This window comes from Vibrio splendidus (assembly GCF_001557875.1).
Taxonomy (GTDB): Bacteria; Pseudomonadota; Gammaproteobacteria; order Enterobacterales; family Vibrionaceae; genus Vibrio; species Vibrio splendidus_F.
This window is the reverse complement of record NZ_LNRF01000001.1, coordinates 1,176,602-1,200,157: the sequence shown is the minus strand read 5'-3', so window position 1 is coordinate 1,200,157 and position 23,556 is coordinate 1,176,602. Positions and strand designations below refer to the sequence as shown.

The window sequence follows — 23,556 nt, the reverse complement described above, 5'->3', positions numbered from 1 at the left end:
TTTCATATATAGTTGAACTATTGATTAAAGGATTAATATCTATCTGTATATTAGGTGAGCACATGATATCCCGCCAGGTTTGCTTAGGGCTAGCATTAACAACACCTGTTTTTGTACTTGCTCAAGAAAACTCTCTAGACCAACTTATGTCAATGAGCCTTGAAGAGCTGTCGATGTTAGATGTCGAAATGGAAACAGCTTCGAAAGTGACACAGAAACTCACCGATATTCCCTCGTCGGTATATGTACTTTCTAATGAGCGTATACAACGTAGTGGTGCAAAGACCATCGCGGAAGTGTTGACGCTTGTCCCGGGCCTCAAAGTGACCAAATTTAATGAGACGTCGTGGTTTGTTTCAACGCGCGGTTTTCATGATGGGCTGTATAACAAGATGTTGGTTATGATGGATGGGCGAAGCTTATTTAGCCCTGTCTATGGGGGCACGTATTGGAGTGATGTTGACTACGTGCTTGCTGACATTGAGCGTATAGAAGTGCTTAAAGGCCCAGGAGGTACCATTTGGGGAGGTAATGCTGTAAATGGTGTTGTGAATATCATTACTAAATCTGCCAATGATACACAAGGAACCTATCTCTCTGGTGTCGCTTCTAATACTGATAATTACGAGTTTAGCGTTCGTCAGGGCTTAAGCTTGAACAACAGTGTGAATGCTCGTGCATTTTATAAGTACCGCGAAGAGCCCACATATCGCACAAACGAACCTGAAAAGTGGAAAGCGCAAACAGCTGGTATGGTATTTCAGCCGAGTAATGCCGAAGAAAGTTGGTCATTACGTATAGGCGGTGAAAAAAGCTATCATGAGTCGGAGTTGTATACGTTCCAATATGACAACTCAGGATCGTTTGTCGGATCGCAAGCCAACGATTTTGATAACAAGAGTCAATCCGTTTACGTCCAATTTAACGATTCTCGTCACTTTGATGAAAGCTCGACACTCTCATATTCGTTATGGGGCGAATATAATGAGGATAATGCGCCAGACGCTCCAGGTAGCTATTCCACCATCGATTTTGATTCTACCTATATCCATCAGATATCGACGAACCACCAAATGACACTTGGTGGTGGATTGAGATATATGTATCTCAACTTCTCCTCGAGCCAAGTTTCCGACGTCGATTGGTACAATCCCGATTACTACGGTCGAGCCTATAACATTAAGTCAGCAAATGACTATATTGCGAATGCTTTTGTGCAATCTCAAATTCAACTGAATGAAACACTGTCTATTACTCTAGGCGCCAAGATTGAGCACTTTACACAGAGCGAAACGACAGAGCTTTCACCTCAGCTACGCGGCTTATATAAATTTAATCAACGTCATTCTGTTTGGGCTGGTCTGAGTCGCGCGGTGGTTGCGCCTTCTTATATGGATTCAAACTCCACATACTATTTCAACAGTTACTATGCCGATTCAAACGATAGTTACCTAGATGTCTATGAATCAAATTCTAATCTCGAAACGGAGAGCGTTGTAACGGCTGAAATGGGTTATCGCTATTCTAATAATTCAAATTTCGAGCTCGATGCGACACTATATTTAAGTGAACATGACAACCTTCGCTTCCATAGTTATGACGCTAGCGATATCCCCGCAAACCATATCTATGTCTATGCGTTATCTGACGACTATAAAGCGAAAACTTATGGGTTAGAGTTGGGGGCGAGTTATCACCTAACTGAAGATCTAACCAGCTACCTAAGCTACGCTTACACAACGTTAGAAGGTGAGAATAAAGGTGATGACCCTAAATCTAGCCCTCAAACGAGCGTTTATTACGATATTGATAATGAACATTTAGCTACGGCACAGTTGATGTGGAATATCACCGACAGTTTTCAATTCGATGTGATAGGCCAGTACATTAATGTGAATTACCCAGACTATTGGGTAGCAGGTGATGGCACTCAATATGAATGGCAATCTTACCCGCATGAAATAACCTTTGATGCGCGTCTCGCGTGGAAAAAATCGTCCGCAGCACCTTTAATTGAAGTGGTTGTTGAAAACATAGGTAAGAGTGACGGCTATCAAGCTGAATTCACATCTCAGAAAAGCGTCAATCAAGAGTCGGTGTATGTGAGGGTCTCTCATGAATTCTAAATGGCTTAAGCACCGCATTAAGCTCAGCTTCACTAAATTAGGCCTTGCCGCTTTGACTATGCTTATTGTGCCTTGGAATACATCGGCGGCTAGCTTCAAACCGCATGAAGTTAAAGCGGTGTACCTGTTTAGAATTGCGAACTTTATTCGTTGGAATGACGAAAGCACAATGAATGTTGTTAACTTTTGCGTTATTGGCGATAAAAAAGTAAGCAAAGTACTAGCGTCAATTACAGAGGGGAAATCTATTCGTTCACTCGATATCCGAGTTCAACAATCGGTGGCGCCTAAGTGTGACATCACCTATCTATCTGATCTGGATAATAACGAATTTAATAGCAATGCACACTCACCCCATACTGTCACGATCAGTGATATTCCTAACTTTACGGATATGGGAGGTGTCATTGAGTTAACGCACATTGATAACAAGCTCAAACCTAAGATCAACTTAACAAACGCGAGACGTGGTGAATATATCATCGGTTCAAATTTGTTACGAATCGCTATAGTGGAGGGCCAGTAATGTTGTCTTTCATTAATAATATATCGATTAAAAACAAGCTGATCTTGCCGATTATTATCTTTATCGGGGTTACTTTCATCACTATTCAATCAGTTAATTACACTGTCACTTTTGAGCGAGAGAAAGAGAGCCTGATCCAGCGAGTTAAGGTATTGGCGCAAGGGGTAGCATATAACCTACAAGCTGCAATCTTATTTGAAGATAAGTCGTCTGCTCAGGAGATTTTGTCTGCGTTCGTTGCAGATAAAGATATTGTGAGGGTAAAGCTCTATGACGCTAATGAGCAGTTATTTGCTAACTATCAAGTGAACAATACCTTGATCCCAAGGCCAAGTGCTGATGAATTAATTGATATCGCGGATCATCAATTTGCCATCTCTGAACATTTCATCTTCTTACTTGTTCCGGTGACTCTGGATGATGCTGTTATCGCGAACTTGAGAGTGACAATATCAAAACAGACGTTTAATTCGATCTTAACGAATATTTTCAAGGTTGCAGCCGTCTACCTGTTGTTTCTGGTGATATTAGGGGGAATACTGGTCAAATTGGTTCAACGCTTGATTATCAAGCCGATGTTTGACCTCAATGAGGCGATGCAAGCCTTTGTCGAGCGCCGATCAGAACAACCAAAATTAGTCGCAACCAACCGTGATGAGATAGGGGATCTGGTTCGCGCATTCAATACCATGCTAGAAAGGCTTCAACATCGCGATAACCAAATCAATTTTACGCTAGATAAATTACAAGAAGAAAAATCATTCGCAAATGAAGTAGTTGAAACCGTTCAGCACTCGTTGTTAGTCGTGGACGAAAAAGGGCTCATCGTTCATGCGAACGTAGCCACTCGTGATATTTTTAAGTGCTCAGAAGCGTTTCTTGACAACTTGTTGATCCAAGAGCTGATCACAACGAAGCAAAAAGGATTTTTACAAGACGTCATCGACGCCAATATTGAGCTCAATGACGAACTACTTGAAACCACAGATCTATTTCAATCAAAGCGCTGGCTTCGTGTGAGTAGTCGTTCGTTGTCAAAACAGGGCCGTATACTTTATGCAATACAAGATGTAACCGAGATAGAGATAGCAATGAGCCGTCAACGTATTGCGGCAGGTGTTTTCGAGAACAGTAAAGACGGGCTTATAGTATTAAATTCGTCTAACGTAATTACTATGGTTAACCCAACTGTGACTCAACTTCTCGGTTATCACGCCGATCTGCTGGTGGACAAAACACCATTTGAAGCATTTTCTTGGCAACAATTCTCTTCATTAATGCCGACTATTCGTAGCTCATTGGAAAATTATGGCCAGTGGCAAGGAGAAGTCTGGGAGAAGAGTGCGTCTGGTACCTTGATTCCAATGTTTGTCAAAGTGAATAGAGTTTCATCAGACAATGAAAAAGATGAGTTTGATATGGTATTAACTCTGTCTGATTTATCTAACGTCAAAGAAATGGAGAGGCTCGAGCACTTGGCACATCACGACGCGTTAACAGGATTAGCCAATAGGGCTCAACTGTATAAGGTGATGGATGATGTCATAACCTCTAGCCATTATTCAAATCAGCTCTTTGCAGTGATCTATTTGGATCTTGATGGTTTTAAACACGTAAACGATAATTATGGACACGATGCGGGCGATGCAATTCTCAAACAAGTATCAAATAGGCTGTTATCTCAGGTACGAGCAGGAGATTTGGTTGCACGTTTGTCGGGAGATGAATTCGTTCTTATTATTAAACAGACAAACAAAGCCTTGTTGGTTAAGTTAGCTGAACGATTGTTAGAGCTTATTGGACAAGAAGTAAATTATAAACAGAGCTCACTTCATGTTGGAGCAAGCTTGGGGATCCATTTAGTTGATGGCTCTGAGCGCGATATTGACGTGATTCTGAGAATTGCTGATGAGGCGATGTACCAAGCGAAACGCAAAGGGAAAGGTCAATTTGTGTTCTCTCATGATGGTTAATTGTCTCAGGCATTTGTGACCTCAACCTAAGTTGTTGTATCATAAGTGATAGGTTGAGTATTTTAATTAAAAGGTCTGCTAAACATGAATGTTCTAGTTACAGGTGGCATGGGTTACATTGGTAGCCATACAAGTATCCAGATGATTAACGCAGGTATGACTCCTGTACTTTTTGATAGCTTGTACAACAGTAAACCAAGCGTTCTAGAGCGTATCGAAAAGGTATCTGGCGTTCGCCCTAGCTTCATTGAAGGCGACGTTCGTGATAAAGCGCTTTTAACTGAAACCATGAAGAAACATAACATCGAAGCGGTTATCCATTTTGCAGGCCTTAAAGCAGTCGGTGAGTCAGTGGCAAAGCCTCTTGAATACTACGACAATAACGTAAACGGCACGTTAGTTCTTGTTGATGCAATGCGTGACGCTGGTGTTAAAACTTTGGTCTTCAGTTCTTCAGCAACGGTGTACGGCGATCCTGCGAGTGTGCCTATCACAGAAGATTTTCCAACTAGTGCTACGAACCCTTACGGTCGAAGTAAGCTAATGGTTGAAGAGTGTTTAACCGATTTCCAAAAAGCCAATCCAGATTGGAGTATTACACTGCTGCGTTACTTTAACCCTGTAGGTTCACATCCAAGTGGTGAGCTAGGTGAAGACCCGCAAGGTATCCCAAATAACCTAATGCCATTTGTATCTCAAGTAGCAGTGGGCAGACGTGAATTCCTATCTGTCTTTGGTAGTGATTACCCAACAAAAGACGGGACTGGTGTTCGTGATTACATCCATGTAATGGATCTATCTGACGGCCACATTGCAGCGCTCGAGAAAGTAGGGCGTAAAGACGGTCTTCATATCTACAACCTTGGTACAGGTAACGGTTCAAGTGTATTAGATATGGTTAAAGCATTTGAAAAAGCGAGCGGTAAAGATATCCCTTACCAACTTGTTGATCGTCGTCCGGGTGACATTGCGGAATGTTGGGCTGACCCAGCCAAAGCTCAAAAAGAACTCGGTTGGAATGCGACACGCACACTGACTGAAATGACCGAAGATACATGGCGCTGGCAGTCAACCAACCCCGATGGTTTTCCTGGCTAATCGAGTTGTTTCATGAATGGTTAATGTACAAAAAGATGCTTTAGGGCATCTTTTTTGATCTAAATCGAATAAAAACTGAATTAGCGGTTAAAAAGTATCATTCTGTATCGATTGTTGTTATCATGCTCGCGAATTATATGTTTAATGTTAATTTTCTTTGGAGTTAATCATGGAACTAGGCCTAATCATCACTTTTATCATTGCTGCTGCAGTAATGGTTAAGAAAGAAATGGCAGAGAAGTAATTTCACTTACCCCTTTTTGATACAATTTTTAGTGAAATAATAAAAGCCAGCATTTAGCTGGCTTTTTAGTATCTGCAGTTCAGCTTTTTAACGAATTAGAATTCGTATTTAGCTGAAATACCATAGTTTCTTTCCGCTTGAGAGTTTTCTTTGTAAAGCTCATCATCACCGCGAACATCATTCCAACGGTAGTATTCTTCGTTTGTCAGGTTAAACACACCGCCACGAATCGTTAAGTCTTTGATAGGCTTGTAGTAAGCCGTTAAATCAACAACCGTTGCACTTGGAAGCTCTGCTTGACCAGCGTTACCGCCATTTTCATCATCAAAGTTGATATCTGAACCAGATTTATCAGCTGTATAGTTTAATTTAAGGCTAGTACCCCAATTTTGGTTTGGCGCATCATAGTTAAGACCTAATACTGCATTCCAAGGGTTCACACTGTTTAGTGCGTTTCCTTTACCGTCTTCACCTTCAGTGTAAGACGCCACGAAATGAGTTGAAATGCCTTCAGGTGCACCCACTAAAACATCCCAAAGTAACGTGTTAGAGAACTCAATGCCCTTAATCGTTGCAGATTCTAAGTTAACATTAGAGTAGTGTGTCGTACCACCAACTTTCTTAGTTACCACAGTTTCAATAAAATCATCGTAATCACTGTAGTAAGCGGCAATTTCAGATGAAGAAGCCTGAGTATTGTGACGGTACCCTAACTCGTATGAAATACTTGTTTCTGATTTCAAATCTGGATTCGGATCGTTTACGTAACCATGACCAGGGTTGTCATATGTATAATACAGTTCATCAAATGAAGGAGCTCTAAAGCCTTGGCTAATTTGCCCAAAAACAGTTCCTGTATCTGTGAGTTTGTAAGTCGTACCTAAACGCCCTGTTACTGCAGAATCTGAGAAATCAGTTAATGATTCAGCTGTATTTTTTCCTGGATCTGTTGAGAAGTAATCGAAACGAACACCTGGAGTAACAACAAGTTTGTCGTTCATTAAGCTAATTTCGTCTTGTACAAACAGACCAAACTTCTGCTCTTTAGCATCAGGAGTGTATACATAAAGCTTGTCATCAGTCGCTGGATCAGAGTTGTGCTCCATATTTGTGTTGCTGATGTCACTATATGTATAAGTAGCACCATAAACTAGGTAATGGTTATTAATCTCTTTATCAAGCTGTGTTTCTATCTCTAGCTTGTCTTCGGTGTATTCATAGTCTTTTGTTTGCAAGTTATCGTTGTTAGCTGGCACCCAAGGTGGCATACCTGGGCCCGCAGGCTTAAAGCGATTCGTCACACCATTCTCTTCTTTAGAGATGTATGACACTTTGCTCGTCACTGTGTCAGCGATAGCACCATCCGCGAACCAAATATGCTTGATTGCGAATCGATTTTGTTTAGTGTCATCTTCACCGCTGTAGCTATCATAGCTTGAGTGATAAATGTCAGAGTCGGAAGTATCTTTGATTAGCTCAGCTAGAAATTCGATACGGTGGCTTTCATTCAATTGGTATTGCAATTTTACCAATAAGTTATCTGCTGAAGTATCTTGATTTTCTACCGCGTAATTCTCTAAGTTATTAGAGTCACGGAAGTTTTGAAGCTCTTCACCGTCACGGCGAGTGTAGGCAACCAGTGTTTCTAAATCGCCAAATCGATTAGCTAAAGCGACATGCTCACTAAAAGAGTTATCTTCAGAAGAGTAGGAGAGCTTAGCTTGACCGCCGAAGTCTTTGCCATCTTTCAAGAAATCAGAAGGGTCTTTAGTTTCAAAGGCAACAACACCACCAATTGCGTCACTTCCGTGTAAACTTGATGCAGCACCTTTGATGATTTCGACACTTTTCAGCATATCAGGGTCTATTGAAATACCACTAGAATTGATAAAGGCGTAAGGACCACCATCAAACGAACCAGGCTGCGATGAACCATCTACTAGAATCTTGACGCGTTTGCCTTCCATACCGCGGATATTAATAGTTTGTGCACCTTGGCGAGAGCTGGAGTTCATCGTTACACCTGGCGTGTATTCGAAGATCTCATTCACGTCTTTTGCCATATTCTCTTCAATTTGCTTATCAGAGATGACGGTGACAGAAGCAGCGGTATTAATAAGTGTTTGATTCGTACGAGTCGAGGATACAACAACCTCGTCAAATAGGGCATAATCTTCAGCTAAGGCTGAGGTTGATGAAAGCGCTAAAACGATTGAAGCAGAGAGTAGGGATTGCTTATACATCTGATAGTTACCTTAATTCCATAGTATTATCTTGATTTCGCAAAAGATGATATTGGATCTAAATGATAATTACTATTATTTGCATTTCAATATATTTATAACTTCGTCACTAAAAGCCCACTCAAACTGTATAACTTATTGTATTTAAAGACCTTTAATGGTTCCATTTACCTTGTGAATGCTTCCATTTTTGTGATAGACCTCTCATTTACAAAGTGGAAAACTGATGCATAGTCCAATAACACTTGAAGCGTTACACATATTAGATGCCATCGACAGGCGGGGAAGTTTCGCCGCCGCGGCCAATGAAATGGACCGGGCGCCTTCATCACTCAGTTACCAAATTCAGAAGCTTGAGCAAGATTTGGATATCATGATTTTCGATCGTTCTGGCCATCGTGCAAACTTTACAGAGGCGGGGCAATTGATTCTCGAACAAGGTAGAGTAATTCTTGGAGCGACCGAAAGGCTAGTGAACGAAGCCAGCATTCTAGCCAATGGCTGGGAATTGGATTTAACCATAGCCTTTGATGGCATCATCCCAATTGCTAACTTTTTCCCACTGGTAGACGAGCTAGGAAAAATCAGTAAAACACGCGTTCGTTTACAAGAAGAGATCCTAGCAGGATGTTGGGAATCACTTTCAGACGGCCGAGCAGATTTATTGGTATGCCCAAAGGTTGACACTATTCCGAACGATATAAAAAGTGACGTTATCGGTAAGATGGAAATGGTTTGGGTTTCGGCTTCAAATCACTATGTTCACAAGCGTTCTGGCAAGTTTGACCAAAAGGCTAGAGAAAGTTACAGGGTTATTGCAATCGCGGATACGGCACGCGACCAGCCCGCTTTAAGTATCAACATTTTAGAGAAACAACCGCGCTTAACGGTAACGAGCTTTCCAGCAAAAGTAGAAGCGTTAACTGCTGGGCTAGGTATTGGTACTTTACCTTGTAGTGTTGCTAAGCCTTTGATCGACTCTGGCGTTCTACAGCAGATCTCGGGGACTGAGCCGCAACCGATCGATATCGTTATGGCTTGGCGACGCAACAAAATGGGCGACGCCAAGTCTTGGTGTATCCAACATCTTAAAAAGACCTGGGCGTTAAAGTAACGGTAACACCATATCTGCAGTACCGTCTTCAAAACTGATATCTAGCTTAAAACCGAGCTTTTGAGCTAGTGTCAGCATCCCTCTATTGGTTGGCATTGTCATACCCGACATCTGCTTGGTTTGCTTCGCTCGGCAGTAATCGATAACTTTCGTCATTAGAATACGACCTAGACCAACACCTTTAAGATCAGACCGAATCAATATCGCGAATTCAGCGTCCGTATTCTCCGGGTTAATCAGCGCACGGGACACACCAATAATCGCTGGAACGCCTTGTTCCTCACGTACCACCACAAACGCAATCTCTCTATCGAAATCAATCTGAGTAAAATTAGCTAATGCTTCATGATTAAACTCGCCCACATCACTAAAGAAACGCTTGTAGAGATCCTCTTTAGAGACACGATTAATGAAGTCGGCATGAAGTGGTTCATCTTCAGGAAGAATAGGGCGTAGCAACACTTCTGTCCCATCTTTTAACTGGATGCGTTCTTCAAGCTCTACAGGGTAAGGGCGAATGGCCAGTCTTTCTTGTGGATCACCTTCGTAGGCTTTCAAGATAATATCGGCATCCAATATCGTAAATTTGTCTCCATTAGCGAGTACTGGGTGTATATCCAAATCGTGTATCTCTGGGCAATCCACCACCATTTGAGAGATACGGACCAACAGCTCAGACAAACCTTCTATATCAATGGGGTTAGGCAGTTTTTGTAGGCGAATTTTGCCACTCTTTATCGCTCGAATAATCAAGTAGCGCGCCAATGTCATATTTAATGGTGGGAAAGCAGCAGCGGCATCAATTGACTCATCCCACTCAGAGCCACCTTGACCAAGTAATATGATTGGGCCAAAGGTTTCATCGGTTGTCACTTTGACTCGTAGCTCTTGGCCACCCGCAAGCTTTGCCATACCTTGAATCAACAAGCCATGAATATGAGCGGTGGGGAACGACAATTGAGAGCGATCAAGAATTGCCTGAGCCGCATTTGCAACTTCACTACTGTTTCGTAAATTCAGCATCACGCCTTGAACGTCTGACTTATGCGCAATGTCTGGAGAACGAAGTTTTACGGCAACCGGATAACCAATTGTTTCGGCTATATGTACCGCTTCACTTGGGTCAGAAGCGATCCATGTCGGTAGCACATCGAGGTTAAAACTCTTGAAAAACTGGCTATTTTGGTGAGTATCAAGACTAACTGTATCTTTACCCAGTAGTTGTCGTTCTATCCAACTTTTCGCATCTGCTAAATCTTCTATATGTACTTTTTCTGCCGTGGTAGGCGTTTCCATTAACTGACGTTGGTTTCGTCTGTACTCGACTAAGTGCATGAATGCGACCACTGAGCTTTCAGGCGTTCGATAGGTCGGGAAACCCGCTTCGGTAAACAGCTTTCTCGCAGGCCTAGCTGTTAACTCACCAGACCAATTCGTCAGGATGTTAAAGCGCTTGTGGCGAGGGTGCTTCTTAATCGCTTCAATAATTCGTTCAGCCGTTCTAGCGGAATGTGCAATCGCTGAAGGGCTATGCATGATAAGAATCGCATCCGCTTCATCGCCATCGAGTAAGATGTTTATGGTATCGATATAACGCTGATCACCAGCATCACCAACAATATCGATAGGATTGCTATGAGACCAACTCGATGGCAACACCTTGTTCAATTTGTCGAGTGTCTCTTCAGATAACTCTGCGAGTTTACCACCGCGCTCAAATAGGGTGTCCACTGCCATAATTGCAGGGCCGCCACCATTGGTAACAATAGCCAAACGCTCACCACGCAAGGGCACTGAATGAGTCAGTGTTTCTACCGCAGCAAACAGTTCATGTAAGTTCTTAACTCGTAGCATGCCACTACGTCGGATCGCGGAATCGTAGATAATATCTAAAGTATCAGCACCGCCGGTATGGGCCATTGCTGCCGCTCTGCCTTTCGCCGTGCGACCGCCTTTTAACACCAGAATGCGTCGGTTTCGCGATGCCGCACGCGCCGCAGAGATAAAGCGCCGAGCATCAGTAATGCTATCAACGTAAAGTAGTATCGCTTCCGTATGAGAATCGGTACTCAGGTAATCCAATAATTCCGAGAATTCGATATCACTGCCATTGCCTATAGAGATAAACGCTGAAAAGCCGATCTCTTTGTCATTAGCCCAATCTAAAATCGTGGTACACACAGCAGCAGATTGAGAAACAAAGGCGATTTTACCAGGTAATGCTGTTACTGGAGAGAATGATGCATTCAAATTTAACCAAGGGACAATTACCCCCAAACTATTAGAACCCAACACTCGAATGTTGTGTTTTTTGGCAATCGCTAGGCATCGTTCATCATACGTCTCACCATTATCGCTTTCTTGCTGCATGTCTGAAGAAAGCACAATGACAGAGGCTATACCTTTCTCAGCCAGCTCTTCAAAAATGGCGACATTGCGGGTCGCATTGGTACACAAGATTGCGAGATCAGGAACAATCGGTAACGACAAAATGTTCTTGTAAGAAAGCACGCCGGCCACTGAATTATATTTCGGCGTAACCGGCATCACCGCACCTTTAAAATCCCCGTGCAACAAATTGTTCATAACAATATATCCTGCTCGCGTTTCTCGTTGAGAAGCACCAACAACAGCGATTGAACGGGGTTTAAGTAGGGGATCAAGATGATTCATAGACATATCCTAACAATGCACGTAAGTTCATCGTAACTTACTTTTCACTAACGGGTTGATGGCAAATTCACCGAATTAAGATGAATAAGCAGACACTGCATAAAGTTTGTGAAATAGGTCACCCACTAATGGTGTATAATCTCAAAGTTAACTTGATTCTAAACCGACGTATCGGCATGATTTATAGTAATTATTATTAAGGATATAGAGCTTTCCATGAAAAAATTTGCAATTGTGACTTTGCCACTGCTCTTGGCTGCATGTGTATCTGACGACTACGTTACCAATGTCACTTCAGATAGTTATCAAGAAGAGTACAAGACGGCTAAAGTTGAAGCTCCAGTTGTATCTCAATCTGAGCAAACAGGCGTTGTTGAAGAAAACGTTGTCAACGTGATCAGAACTGAACCTGTTGAACAGAAAGTCACTCAAACGACTAAAGCTAAGCCAGTTGCAGTAGTGACAGGACCAACGAAGAAACAACAAGACATGAACCAGCGTTTTGGTTACACAGTTCAAGTTGTTGCTGTTGGCAGCCAAAGTAAAGTCGATTCTTTCGTGAAAATGCTACCTACGACTTCTCAGCCAGTTTGGGAAAACTACAAAATGGTTAACGGTACTAAGTGGTTCACCGTACTTTATGGTGACTATGCAACGCGCTTAGAAGCTAAAAAGGCAATCTCAACGCTGCCGAGCACTTTCCAAAACTTGAAGCCGTTTGTTAAGAGCATTGATGACATCAAGAACTCTGAATACCCAACGCTTAACAAGTTGAACTAAGTTTTAATTCATAAAGAAGGGGCGAATGCTCCTTCTTTTGTTTTAAGACTCGCTGTTTTGTTTAATAGTTAATCGCTCGATCTTTCGAACGCAATTTTAACAATCAAAACACTGTACCTATCTCGACTTTTGTTTATCATTGAAGTCAGTATTCCTAGTTTCAAGGACCGAATTTACCCATGAACACCACAAACATCCTTCTACTTTGCGGCGGTGGATCTTCAGAGCATGAAGTGTCTTTAGTTTCAGCTAATTACCTTTTTGAACAACTCAATAGCGTTTCAGATTTTAATGTTGTAAGAGTTGAAATTAAAAACGAGGGCTGGTGTATTGATTCAGGTGAATTGGTTTATCTTGATATTAATGATCAAACCTTACGCGGTGACAATTTAGAATCTAAAGTCGATTTCATTGTGCCTTGTATTCACGGTTTCCCGGGGGAAACTGGTGACATTCAATCTCTGTTTGAAATGGCTAAAATTCCGTATCTAGGCTGTGGTTCAGAAGCAAGTAACAACAGCTTCAATAAAATCACTTCAAAGCTTTGGTACGACGCACTTGGCATTCCAAACACGCCTTATCTATTCTTATCAGATAACAATGATCAAGCTCACTCACAAGCGACTCAAGCCTTTGAAAATTGGGGCAAAGTGTTCGTGAAAGCTGCCCGTCAAGGCTCTTCCGTAGGTTGTTACCAAGTTAACCAAGTAGAAGATTTAAGCGAAGCGATCAACAAGGCGTTCACTTTTTCTGACCAAGTGTTGGTTGAGAAATCAGTTGTGCCTAGAGAGCTAGAAGTTGCCGCTTATGAAATCGATGGCGAGCTACATATCAGCAAGCCGGGTGAAGTGATTGCACCTAATGGCGCATTTTACTCTTACGAAGAGAAGTACAGTGCAGACAGCCACTCCATTACCGAAGTTGAAGCAAGTAACTTAACAGACGAACAGCGCGAATTGATTACAGACAGCGCACGCAAAGTCTTCACTCAGATGAAGCTTCGTCATTTGTCTCGTATCGACTTCTTCTTAACGCAAGACAACGAAATCTACCTGAACGAAGTCAACACCTTCCCAGGTATGACGCCAATCTCCATGTTCCCTAAAATGGTTGAGCATGACGGCCACAAATTCAGCCAGTTCTTGGAGAACTGTGTGAGAACGAGCCTTTCTTAGATATCTAACTCGTTTTCGTGCCCTTAGAGCTGAACCCAAAAGTGCCTTAAGCTTTCGCCAAGGCACTTGTTGTTTTTAAAGCCAGCTGTTTTTAAAAATCTATCGGTTGAGCCACAACTTATATCCAAGTAATCTGCGACCCATCATTGCCAAGGTATTAACGCCTTAAACTTCATCTTCTCACTCTCAGCCGTTCCCGTGAAACCTACATATTGGGCTGGCATTGCGGGGCTGAGCCAACGACCAAAGTCCTGAATTTCTCTAACCTTAAGACCTTGTTTCGACAACTCTTGTGCAGCACCAACACGAATCGAATTTCCAGAGAAATGGTGGTTTTCCGGCAGTTGAAGTAAGTCGCTAGCTCGTCTCAATATCCGGTAAATGGACGAATCATCTAAAGGCTGCAAACCAATATTCTCATGCTTGTCTATCGCACGAAATACTGGCAACTCATCTTTTGTACCAGTAAACGAAAGCCAACGTTGAAGTGCAACACTGGCTATTTGTGACAACTGATAAGCCGAACCTTTGACCGTTACTTGGTAATGATCTTCAACGTACTCAACATCAGTCATTGATAACGCCTTAAGTTCTGAGCGTTTTAAAGCACACTCGAACATCACGTTATAAATAGCTATATCCCTGATCTCTTTCAAGTTTGCTTTGTCATCGGAGAGTAACACATTTAAATCAGTGAGATGCTTAGATGTCATAGCATTGGTTTGCTTCGCGTCACCGGCCATTTGGGACTGTAAGTGGAGCAGGGTAAAGCGAACTTGCCTGTGCTTGATTGGATTAGCAAAGTTCAACACAGTATGAAGCATACTAAGCGTTGCGGTGTAACGTTTTAGAGATGCGTATTTTCTATCGTTAGACTCCGTCTCGAGAAAACGACGAACAGCGGTTATAGATGCGGGAAGTGTGTTAATACGATGTTTGGTACAGAACGCATGATAGCGATTCCAATCACTGTAGATACCTAACAGTGAATTACGAGAGTATTGAAATCCTGTCAACTCATCTATAATTTCAATTGTCGCGCACCTGTTTAATTTTTCAACAAATGAATTAATTCTCACAGAGTCGGTTAGAATAGGGACATTTTTTCTCAAATTACCGTACCTCGACAGGTGTTTTTACCATATTATGCTTGATATCATTATAAGTATACTTATGATTAATGTAGTGAAAACAAAAAGATGATTAATGGATATGGCTAATTCAATTTACCGAAGCGTCCATCTGCAATCGACGGATGCCACTAACACGGTTTGGCGTGCTAAGTTAAAGAACAATGTTATTCAGGGCAACCTAGCTGCCGTGAAAAAGAGTATTGATTGGTGGATTGACACCGCATCTATTATTGACCCGAAAGAGTTCACGACGTTAAATAAGTCGAGAGGAACTGGTGGCCAAACTGAAAACTTCAACGGCTATCAGATAAAGAATGACACAGGTGAGCCTAACGCGTGGTATTGCATGTTTAACGGACGTCTTATCAAAGGCGGCAAAGTTGCAATTCAGCGTCATATAGAAGCTTACTTACTCGCAAAACAAAAAGCAGAGCAACAAAAGAAATAAGTTATGAGTTTAGTATATTCAACAGAAACAGGTCGCATTAAGCCTGAAGAAGAGAAAGTCCAGCGTCCTAAAGGCGACGGTATCGTTCGAATCCAAAAAGAAACCAAAGGCCGTAAAGGCAAAGGCGTTTCTGTCGTAACTGGCTTAGACCTAGATGACGCACCATTAAAACTAATGGCAGCAGAACTTAAGAAAGTCTGTGGCTGTGGTGGATCCGTAAAAGATGGCAACATCGAGATTCAAGGTGACGCTCGTGACAAGATCAAAGCGCACCTTGAAAAGAAAGGCTACAAAGTTAAATTTGCAGGCGGTTAAGCTCTAACTAATACCAGGGTTAAAATCGAAGATTATTATCACTGGTTATTAGGTATTTTATGGTAAATAACCACTATGGTTAAATACACAGTATAATTCAGAGATTATCGACACAGAAAAAAGGCAGGGCATCACACAAAGAGTCCTGCCTTATAAATATCAAATTCAATTTAACATAACGTACATAATACGCAGTGGTGTTGTTGGGGTAATTTAGTAATGTCCGGTTTGAGCTACTTAAAATCTCCTCCTAATCTAACCTGTATTGGTCTACTTAAGCGTTCAGCAGCGCTCTTTAAGATCAAAAAAACAAATAGCTATATATGTGTCCAACGTCTGTACCGTCGACACAAACTTTATCAACGGAAGAATTTTCTCTTCTCGTTTATTGATTCATGCTCATGTTTAGACTCAATTTGCTGTGTTGTGTGTGAATCTTGCGGACATTGCTGTTGTTTTCTTTTCAGATTTCACACAGGCGACCATCTTTATTCATAACACCAAAACGACACCTTTATCAATAGCCAATCAAATTGAATTATTTTACCTACAACCGTCACCAATTTTTTATGTAGCTCTTATTCTAACGCCAATCTTCGTACTAGCATCTAAAACAATTAACATGCGTACACGTGTTCACATAGACACTTTACGCCACGCTTGGTTTACTGGGATATCGTTGGAATCGTTCTAGAGCATATATTCCGATAGCTTTAAGATATTTACGCCAAGCTTATGATGCACAGCAGCCCTTGCTTACCAGTCTCACCCTGACAATTCGAAGTTACGTTGTATCTTATTTTCAACAAGCGAACACTAGCTCACTGTCGCTCAACAACCAGATAAACCACTTAACAGGTCGTTATTTTCTCTCGTGAACTCTACACTGAATTTCCACTGCAACAAAAAATACACTCTGAAGATTTAACGGCGATTAACCATCAAGCAAATGACCATCCAAGCACTCACAACACAACTGTATAAATAAACAGTTAAATTAACAACCCTGTAAAAGTGGCACTTATTGTTCAAATAACATTCAAAATCAATGTTCTGCGTTCGAATTTTGAACTCCAGTTTGGTTTAATGACTCAGTTTCGTGTATAACCGTCAGCTGTATGTTAATTTTTGGGTATACCGATTCCACCGAAGGCAATACTCAAATAGAATATCCGGTTGCGCCAACACAAGGCATCGCGCATAACATTCAAGTCACGTGTACGGGTTAATATTATGAGCGACAAAGCATTCCGAAAACTCAACATATTCCTCTCGATTTTTTGCCTGGCAGCCACCCTATTGTCGCTGTTCTCTTTTGATAAACTAATGAACAAGAGCTACGTTATTAGCCCAGACAAATACCCTACACTCGCCAATACAGACAGCGATCATGATGGCGGCACGGTTGCTTCATTATACCAGTCAAATAGCGGCATTGAGTTACAGTGTGACTTTAAGCGAACCTACAGCAAGCCTTTCTGTGAGGTTGAATTCGTCATATCGAAAGAAGGCAAAGGGTTAGATCTCTCCACGTTCGATTCGGTAACCATTAATATGGACTATGAAGGCCAAGAGAACCCAAGATTTCGTTTCTACATTCGTAACTACGACGAGAGTTACAGCGTGAAAGGCGATGCAATGTCGAACAAGTTCAATCGCTTAGACTTTTCGCTACCAGATGCAAGCCAAATTGACTTGGGCTACTTTAATGTTCCTTTCTGGTGGATAGATCATTATCAACGCCCTGTTTCTGATAGCGCTGTAGACATTACGAACGCGGTATCTGTTGAACTCGGGCTTGGTGCCAGCACACTTGCTGGGCATCATTCACTTAACATCTCGAGTATTGTGTTCCACGGTAAAATCATCAGCAAGGCTTTGCTAGGTGAGCTGTTGGTTGGACTATGGATGGTATACGCGATCTACTATGTCGCTTGTGCTTTACATATTGCACAACGAAACAAAACGCGTTCAGCACAGCAACAACGCCAATTAACTCAAGAGATTGAAGAGTTAAAGGTCAAGGCCACGACTGATCCGTTAACTGGCTGCAGAAACAGAACCGAAGCGCTAGATACCTTCTATGATTTCGAATGGTTAGCGCAACAAGGAAAAATAATTCACATCGCTCTGTTTGATTTGGACCATTTTAAGCAGATCAATGATCAACACGGCCATGAAGTAGGTGACAAAGTTCTTATTCAGTTTGTCGCAACGGCGAACGAGAGCCTTGGTGAACAGTATTTGCTTTATCGCTGGGGCGGTGAAGAGTTTCTATTAGTTTGCCTTGAACAAACTGCGCTACAGTGTAACGAGTCTATTACTAATCTTTATTTAGTAATTGAGCAATGCCTATGGCCTAAGGCGCTAAAAGTAACGGCTTCTACCGGCGTAACGCAGCTTAAGCAACATGAATCGATACGTTCTGCCATCAAACGCGCAGACAAGGCACTGTACCAAGCGAAAGAAAGCGGACGAAACCAAGTAGTTACACTTTATTAAGTTGAGTGCAGCTACACACAACACTCAATCAATACCTACTCCCCATTTAAGCAGCAGTGAGATTTTTAACTGCTGACTAAACAAGCCCATAATATTTACCGTCTCATTCGAGTTCTAACCTACTCACACCTCTAAGTTCGCTGTCACTAACCTTAATGACGCATCAGCAGTATTCTCATCTTGATACGTATCGTTCCTGAATCGCTCTATAAACAGCTCTTCCTTACGTCTCTAGCTTCCCAAGCACTTGTTCTTAAAGTCACATATTTGGCTAGTAAAACTTGCTCTAAGCAGCGGTTAGTCACTCGCACTATTCTCAGATGAAATCCTCATTTTTCTGTTACTGAACATTCATACACTCGTATTCGCTAAAAATAGAAGTCACAACGTCACCAGACTTAAAAAACACCATATATTTAACCACTTAGACGTGGTGACATAAATACTGACACCTAAGGTTACGATCGTCTTACTTTCAAGCCTCGCTGTAATTTAATTACAGATTAAAACCAGAAAAAGCCTACGAAGTGGATTACTCCGATATAACTTATTGAATAATATTAATTTAAGAGGATTGGGCAAGCTAGGGGGTTTAGGGTGACCAAAGAGTTGTATGTGCGAGATAATATACTAGAGGGTAATGTATTTAGTTATAGTGCATGAAGGTGTTAAAAAAGAAGGGCTGATGCCCTACTCTTCTTTATTGCTCATTTCTTCACGAATTTGCTCAGCAACGATTTTGATAGCTTGTGCTGTGCTGATGCCCTGAGTCATCATTTCTTGAATTCGTTCAACAGCTTTCTGTTGTTCTTCGTGAGAAAGGGTTGGTAAGTCGTTTAGCATGCTCTGCTCCTTTATTTAGGAGCAGAACTATATAAGGACTGTTAGTAACTAGCAAGGAAATTGATTGAAGCACCCATTGCATTTTCGTTTGTGTAGTTCGCACTTAGATCTAACTGGAACAAGTTAAGTGGCGAGATACCAATACCGGCTGTGACTGTTCCTTCCGAATCAGAGTAAGCTAGGTTCTTGTAGTACCCTCCCCTTAACTTAAGCTGACGCAGAAGATCAACTTCAGTACCTACACGAATCATCTGTTCGTTATCATCAAACGAAGTAAACTTCTCAGTCTCATTTAGGTCGTAATCAACACTAAACGAAAAGTAATCCGATACGATGCCTGCACCAACCGTATAAACAGGCTCTAGTTGGTAAGTGTATTTACCACCGACTTGGTGTGTCGCACTACTTGTGCTGCTATTAAGCGTTCTCGTCGTATCTTTGGTTTCTATATCTCTAGAGATCAAATTAGTTGCTGCAACACCTACTCGGAACGGGCCGAAGAACCAAAGTGCACCGGCATCCATGTTGAATGCTGTATCACCATCACTGTTTTCTCTTACGTCAGATAAATCGTAATCATTAACCGACGCGACATAGTTGTACGTGTAAATACGTTGGATTTTAGGTGTGATACCAAATGAAATGTGTTGGCCCATAAAGGTTTGGTATTTTGCTAAAGAAAGCCCGACTTCTGCCACACCGATTGAAACCGCTTCAACTGTAGACAGTTCAACTTTGTCTTCATCTGAACCTATCGTATATACGTTAGGTGTCGCAAATGATTCGGTATAAGCTTTAGCGAAAAGGTTAGCTGCAACAAACTGATTAGGAAGAGCGAATGCGACAACACCACCCAGTTCAACATTAGCTTGGTTGCCATCAAGATTATTAAGCGCTGCGTCTAGGTCTGCGGTATTTGACGCATCAACGACGCTATCGATATTCGATTTCATATCGTTAGGGTCATTATAGCTACCGCCAAAACTTGGCGTAATCATGCCCATATCATCGTTACGACGATAAATAGCAACAAGTGCCGGGTTATAGAATGGAGCGGTTAGGAAGTTTGCTGAAACAACACCAACACCACCCATCGCATCACCACGCGCTTCAATGGCGTAGTTTGCTGCTGAAAGAGGAAGACTGGCGAATGCAATTGATGCTGCGAGTAGTTTAGTTGTATTTTTCATGCCGTTTATCTTTGTTAGATCCCTTACATAGTTAACGGCACAATTTTAAATTACTTTAACTCTTCTTCGCTAGAAATATCATAAGTTTTACTGATAGTTTGTGCTTGTTCTATCGCTATGTCGCCTTGCCAGCGTGAATGAACCATTGATACTGCCAAAACGTAGCGATCATTTGGTAGTTCTTCGCCAGTTAGGTTCATTGGATAATCAGATTCATAGCTCTTGCCCCACACCTGCTCATAGCGTTCATCGACGTAATCGTACAAACCAATTTCTAGCTTAGGGAGTGGACAATATGGGTTCAGCAGCTCTTTTTTATCGATACGCCACGTGTCTTTTGACGCCCAGCGAACTTGCTGACGCATGGCTACTTCGCCAAGAATAATCCAAGTACTCCAAGAGTTGCCGCCATCGCCTTTCACACTTAAACGATACAAGCCTGATTCAAGCTGAGATGGCAAATTGTAACGCTTGCGGTATAAACTCACCGATGCGTTATTTACCATTTCACTCTCTTTAGTGAGTTCACTATCCGAAGAAACGATCTTATCGACCCACCTCTCAAGAGTGATATCTTGGATGTTATTATCGGATTCAACATTAATCGCGACACGAAAAGTATCTCGACCAGGGCTTTGAATGATGTGTCTTTTAACGATTACAGAACTAATCCAATCAGGTAGAGTTTTTCTAGTGAGGGTTTTTCCACAATCTTTGTTCAATGCTTGATCAAACAGTTCATTGAGGTGATCTTCGCGAGATTGAGAAGAGTTGATTTGCCAAACTTCCACTAATGAATCAAACATCTGAGGTAAGTCATTATCTAATAGATGTTTATGTACTTGAGTCAGAGCATCACTACTCTTGAACCAATCCGCTGCTTGCGCGGAATTAGCTACACAAGACAAGATTAATAGTGGAAGTAAGACTTTTTTCATTACGCTTTCATCTTGTAACCAACGCCACGTAGCGTTTCGATTTCTAGACCAGGTAATTTCTGTCTTAGTTGCAGAACGTGGGTGTCTACTGTACGTGTTGTTGGGAAATGGTTGTAACCCCATACATGGTCAAGCAGCTCGTCACGTGTGAAAACACGGCCAAGATTACTTGCCAAAAACAGCAGTAGGTCAAACTCAGTACGAGTTAAGGTTACTTCTAGCTCGTTGAAAAACACTTCACGAGTCGCTTTATCAATAACAAGGTTTTGAGCGATAACTTTTGATGCGTCTTGTTCTTCAGCGTCTGGTAGACGAAGTTGAGCTCGAATTCGAGCAAAAAGCTCAGCCTCTGCGAATGGCTTAGTGAGGTAATCATTCGCACCTGAGTCTAAGCCCGCGACTTTGTCTTTTACTGTCACAAGAGCCGTTAGCAGGATTACAGGAACATCTTTCTTTTTCTTCCAACCTGGAAGCGAATCTACTGAGTCACCATCAGGGAGTTGACGGTCTAGGATAACTAGATCCGCTTGCTCCCAATAGCCTTCAACTTCAGAGATCAGTTCTGCATGCAAACATTCATATCCAGCTTGCTCAAGGCTAACTAATAAACCGTCAGCTAAATTTTTATCATCTTCAACGAGAAGCAATGTCTGTTTCACAAGGTATCTCCAAAATAAATGTTGTTGGGGGGCCGATAAGCGTCATGTGACCGCCCATTTTCCCGACCATAGATTCAACTATCGTCAGACCTAAACCGAGTCCACTCTTACTTACGAATGGCTTTCTTAGTTGCCCCCAATCTTTGCGAGACAAGTCTCCATTATCTATAACTTTGAATGTCAGCTTCTTGTCAGAAGTATTCAGTTCTAGTATCACTGGAGCTACACCGTATTTCACGGCATTTCTGATCAGGTTGTCGATACACGTTCCTAACCAATATACGTTTACTTTTGCAGCAATATCTTTGTTTACGCGAAGTTCTATACCTGGAGCAAAGTCTTCTTCAACTTTGTATTGAAGCCACTCCTCCACACTTGGTACCCACTCTGTCGCCAAGGGTTGGTTGTCTGATTGCAAATAGTCTTTACTGGCTTCTGCCAACTGCCTCAAACGGCGCGTATCTTCGCACAGCCGGCGAAACTCATCATATACTGATTCAGGTAAGTGTTCGAACTCGCGTCTGAACCCTTCAACCGTCAATGACAAACTCGCAATCGGCGTTCTTAATTCGTGCGTTAGAATTTGAAGAACCAGCATACGGCTCTTCATCTCTTGTTTCTTACTGTTCCAACGGTAAATCGCCCAACCCAAAACAAGCATGATGTTGGCAACCACCAAGATAAACATGGCAACTTGCAGAAGCTCTGAATGATCTTCTATTTCCCAACACACATTGCCGCGTTGTACGAAGCAGCTTTTACCTTCTGAAGACAAACTGAACGATAAGCCAGAAAGTGTTGCGTTTTCATTCCAAACTGATTCTTTGTACAGGTAATATCTATCGCCGCGCTTTACCCACATTTCGTCAAGCTCTACAAACATGCTCGCACCTGCTAATAGTGCTGTGATGGCCTCACTGTCCATGTTTTGTAGACGAGATAAAAGTTCATCATGCTCTGTGTTTGGGCGCTCTTGAATATGCATAAAACGTTTTAGAGAGTCGAACTTGTCTGGATATTTTTCTACATATCTCGCCGCATAAGAACCACCACCAGGGTGAATCAAACCACTACGGCTAAACCAGCGATCAGAAAGCTTAGTTCCTTTGCACATTGCACGAGTAAAAACCAAGGGTTCTGTAATCAAAGGGCTTAACGGTAGTTTTCCGCTACACGTTTTTGATAACTGATATAAACGCTGGATGTCTTTTAACGGATACTCTGCAGTTTGTGGCAACATAGAAGACGGCATGATCAAGCGTGTTGGATAATCAGCCTGCAGCACTCGAATATCATAAGATTCGATTGCGGTTTCATGATCAAAAAGTTTGGTGAAATTATCGATACGCTCAGGCAAAGAGTCAGCAAATGCGTTTGCAGACACAGATAACGTAGCGATAAGAAGAGTAAATGTTCTTTTGATGATCACAAACCAACGCAAATTCATATAGATCAAACAAATATATACCATTCGCTATCAAAGATAAATTTTTAACCGCATGAAAAACAGTAGTAATGGCGAGTTATAACAATAAATACCATTATATTAGAATTGTGTTGCACAAGCGTACTCACA

General features: G+C 41.9%; 18 protein-coding genes. 10 read left to right on the top strand and 8 right to left on the bottom strand.

Annotated features, from left to right (window positions below; genetic code table 11):
- The first annotated feature begins 62 nt into the window (after positions 1-62).
- The 4 genes from ATB74_RS05155 to galE all read left to right on the top strand — a co-directional run bounded on the left by ATB74_RS05155 (position 63) and on the right by galE (position 5,723).
- Positions 63-2,126 (top strand): TonB-dependent receptor plug domain-containing protein, encoded by a 2,064-nt coding sequence (locus tag ATB74_RS05155; RefSeq protein WP_061016978.1) that lies wholly within the window; start codon positions 63-65, stop codon positions 2,124-2,126.
- Positions 2,116-2,652 carry a YfiR family protein gene (locus ATB74_RS05150; RefSeq protein ID WP_061016976.1) on the top strand — a complete coding sequence of 179 codons (537 nt, stop codon included), beginning with the start codon at positions 2,116-2,118 and terminating at the stop codon, positions 2,650-2,652. The genes ATB74_RS05155 and ATB74_RS05150 overlap by 11 nt, the downstream gene beginning before the upstream one ends.
- Complete coding sequence (locus tag ATB74_RS05145; protein WP_061016974.1) at positions 2,652-4,625, top strand: sensor domain-containing diguanylate cyclase; 1,974 nt, start codon at positions 2,652-2,654, stop codon at positions 4,623-4,625. The genes ATB74_RS05150 and ATB74_RS05145 overlap by 1 nt, the downstream gene beginning before the upstream one ends.
- Positions 4,626-4,709: 84 nt before the next feature.
- On the top strand, positions 4,710-5,723 hold the full coding sequence (galE, locus tag ATB74_RS05140; RefSeq protein WP_061016972.1) for a UDP-glucose 4-epimerase GalE: 1,014 nt from the start codon (positions 4,710-4,712) through the stop codon (positions 5,721-5,723).
- 339 nt (positions 5,724-6,062) lie between these two features.
- Here the strand turns inward: galE and ATB74_RS05135 are convergent, their stop codons facing one another.
- Entirely contained in the window at positions 6,063-8,210 is a 2,148-nt protein-coding gene (locus ATB74_RS05135; RefSeq protein ID WP_061016970.1) for a TonB-dependent hemoglobin/transferrin/lactoferrin family receptor, read from the bottom strand.
- A 226-nt stretch (positions 8,211-8,436) separates the two neighbouring features.
- On the opposite strand from ATB74_RS05135, the gene ATB74_RS05130 reads away from it, so the two are divergent.
- Positions 8,437-9,324 carry a LysR family transcriptional regulator gene (locus tag ATB74_RS05130; RefSeq protein WP_061016969.1) on the top strand — a complete coding sequence of 296 codons (888 nt, stop codon included), beginning with the start codon at positions 8,437-8,439 and terminating at the stop codon, positions 9,322-9,324.
- On the opposite strand, the gene ATB74_RS05125 is transcribed toward ATB74_RS05130, so the two are convergent.
- Positions 9,316-11,997, bottom strand: coding sequence for a bifunctional acetate--CoA ligase family protein/GNAT family N-acetyltransferase (locus ATB74_RS05125; RefSeq protein ID WP_061016968.1), 2,682 nt, complete (start codon positions 11,995-11,997; stop codon positions 9,316-9,318). The two genes, ATB74_RS05130 and ATB74_RS05125, sit on opposite strands and share 9 nt — an antisense overlap.
- 216 nt (positions 11,998-12,213) lie before the next feature.
- On the opposite strand from ATB74_RS05125, the gene ATB74_RS05120 reads away from it, so the two are divergent.
- Positions 12,214-12,777 (top strand): SPOR domain-containing protein, encoded by a 564-nt coding sequence (locus tag ATB74_RS05120; protein ID WP_060981319.1) that lies wholly within the window; start codon positions 12,214-12,216, stop codon positions 12,775-12,777.
- 179 nt (positions 12,778-12,956) lie between these two features.
- Positions 12,957-13,952, top strand: a complete 996-nt coding sequence (locus tag ATB74_RS05115) for a D-alanine--D-alanine ligase (protein ID WP_061016966.1) — start codon at positions 12,957-12,959, stop codon at positions 13,950-13,952.
- Between the two features lie 143 nt (positions 13,953-14,095).
- Here ATB74_RS05115 and ATB74_RS05110 read toward each other — a convergent pair whose 3' ends face one another.
- Positions 14,096-15,064, bottom strand: coding sequence for a tyrosine-type recombinase/integrase (locus ATB74_RS05110; protein ID WP_061016963.1), 969 nt, complete (start codon positions 15,062-15,064; stop codon positions 14,096-14,098).
- 100 nt (positions 15,065-15,164) lie between these two features.
- Between ATB74_RS05110 and ATB74_RS05105 the strand changes: the two genes are divergently transcribed.
- The 3 genes from ATB74_RS05105 to ATB74_RS05095 all read left to right on the top strand — a co-directional run bounded on the left by ATB74_RS05105 (position 15,165) and on the right by ATB74_RS05095 (position 18,350).
- Positions 15,165-15,533, top strand: a complete 369-nt coding sequence (locus ATB74_RS05105; RefSeq protein ID WP_060981728.1) for a DUF3319 domain-containing protein — start codon at positions 15,165-15,167, stop codon at positions 15,531-15,533.
- A 3-nt stretch (positions 15,534-15,536) separates the two neighbouring features.
- Positions 15,537-15,848, top strand: coding sequence for a stress response translation initiation inhibitor YciH (gene yciH / locus ATB74_RS05100; RefSeq protein ID WP_008221404.1), 312 nt, complete (start codon positions 15,537-15,539; stop codon positions 15,846-15,848).
- Positions 15,849-17,081: 1,233 nt separating this feature from the next.
- Complete coding sequence (locus ATB74_RS05095; protein ID WP_061016962.1) at positions 17,082-18,350, top strand: GGDEF domain-containing protein; 1,269 nt, start codon at positions 17,082-17,084, stop codon at positions 18,348-18,350.
- 690 nt (positions 18,351-19,040) lie between these two features.
- Here the strand turns inward: ATB74_RS05095 and ATB74_RS23680 are convergent.
- Genes ATB74_RS23680 through vxrA form a run of 5 tightly spaced genes read right to left on the bottom strand, consistent with a single transcriptional unit; the run spans position 19,041 to position 23,427 of the window.
- A complete protein-coding gene (locus ATB74_RS23680; RefSeq protein ID WP_004731009.1) occupies positions 19,041-19,193 on the bottom strand; it encodes a YoaH family protein in 153 nt (50 codons plus the stop codon).
- A 41-nt stretch (positions 19,194-19,234) separates the two neighbouring features.
- Entirely contained in the window at positions 19,235-20,383 is a 1,149-nt protein-coding gene (locus ATB74_RS05090) for a conjugal transfer protein TraF (protein WP_060981314.1), read from the bottom strand.
- A 50-nt stretch (positions 20,384-20,433) separates the two neighbouring features.
- On the bottom strand, positions 20,434-21,321 hold the full coding sequence (locus ATB74_RS05085; RefSeq protein ID WP_060981313.1) for a DUF2861 family protein: 888 nt from the start codon (positions 21,319-21,321) through the stop codon (positions 20,434-20,436).
- Positions 21,321-21,980, bottom strand: coding sequence for a response regulator transcription factor VxrB (gene vxrB / locus ATB74_RS05080; protein ID WP_060981312.1), 660 nt, complete (start codon positions 21,978-21,980; stop codon positions 21,321-21,323). The genes ATB74_RS05085 and vxrB overlap by 1 nt, the downstream gene beginning before the upstream one ends.
- Positions 21,955-23,427: a sensor histidine kinase VxrA gene (gene vxrA, locus ATB74_RS05075; RefSeq protein WP_060981311.1), complete on the bottom strand. Its 1,473-nt coding sequence runs from the start codon at positions 23,425-23,427 to the stop codon at positions 21,955-21,957. Before vxrA ends, vxrB begins: the two co-directional genes overlap by 26 nt.
- Positions 23,428-23,556 lie beyond the last annotated feature (129 nt).

Excerpts from the sequence above, each read along its gene's own strand:
- ATB74_RS05155 (WP_061016978.1), top strand. The coding sequence starts at position 63 with ATGATATCCCGCCAGGTTTGCTTAGGGCTAGCATTAACAACACCTGTT.
- ATB74_RS05150 (WP_061016976.1), top strand. The coding sequence starts at position 2,116 with ATGAATTCTAAATGGCTTAAGCACCGCATTAAGCTCAGCTTCACTAAA.
- ATB74_RS05145 (WP_061016974.1), top strand. The coding sequence starts at position 2,652 with ATGTTGTCTTTCATTAATAATATATCGATTAAAAACAAGCTGATCTTG.
- galE (WP_061016972.1), top strand. The coding sequence starts at position 4,710 with ATGAATGTTCTAGTTACAGGTGGCATGGGTTACATTGGTAGCCATACA.
- ATB74_RS05135 (WP_061016970.1), bottom strand. The coding sequence starts at position 8,210 with ATGTATAAGCAATCCCTACTCTCTGCTTCAATCGTTTTAGCGCTTTCA.
- ATB74_RS05130 (WP_061016969.1), top strand. The coding sequence starts at position 8,437 with ATGCATAGTCCAATAACACTTGAAGCGTTACACATATTAGATGCCATC.
- ATB74_RS05125 (WP_061016968.1), bottom strand. The coding sequence starts at position 11,997 with ATGAATCATCTTGATCCCCTACTTAAACCCCGTTCAATCGCTGTTGTT.
- ATB74_RS05120 (WP_060981319.1), top strand. The coding sequence starts at position 12,214 with ATGAAAAAATTTGCAATTGTGACTTTGCCACTGCTCTTGGCTGCATGT.
- ATB74_RS05115 (WP_061016966.1), top strand. The coding sequence starts at position 12,957 with ATGAACACCACAAACATCCTTCTACTTTGCGGCGGTGGATCTTCAGAG.
- ATB74_RS05105 (WP_060981728.1), top strand. The coding sequence starts at position 15,165 with ATGGCTAATTCAATTTACCGAAGCGTCCATCTGCAATCGACGGATGCC.
- yciH (WP_008221404.1), top strand. The coding sequence starts at position 15,537 with ATGAGTTTAGTATATTCAACAGAAACAGGTCGCATTAAGCCTGAAGAA.
- ATB74_RS05095 (WP_061016962.1), top strand. The coding sequence starts at position 17,082 with ATGAGCGACAAAGCATTCCGAAAACTCAACATATTCCTCTCGATTTTT.
- ATB74_RS23680 (WP_004731009.1), bottom strand. The coding sequence starts at position 19,193 with ATGCTAAACGACTTACCAACCCTTTCTCACGAAGAACAACAGAAAGCT.
- ATB74_RS05090 (WP_060981314.1), bottom strand. The coding sequence starts at position 20,383 with ATGAAAAATACAACTAAACTACTCGCAGCATCAATTGCATTCGCCAGT.
- ATB74_RS05085 (WP_060981313.1), bottom strand. The coding sequence starts at position 21,321 with ATGAAAAAAGTCTTACTTCCACTATTAATCTTGTCTTGTGTAGCTAAT.
- vxrA (WP_060981311.1), bottom strand. The coding sequence starts at position 23,427 with ATGAATTTGCGTTGGTTTGTGATCATCAAAAGAACATTTACTCTTCTT.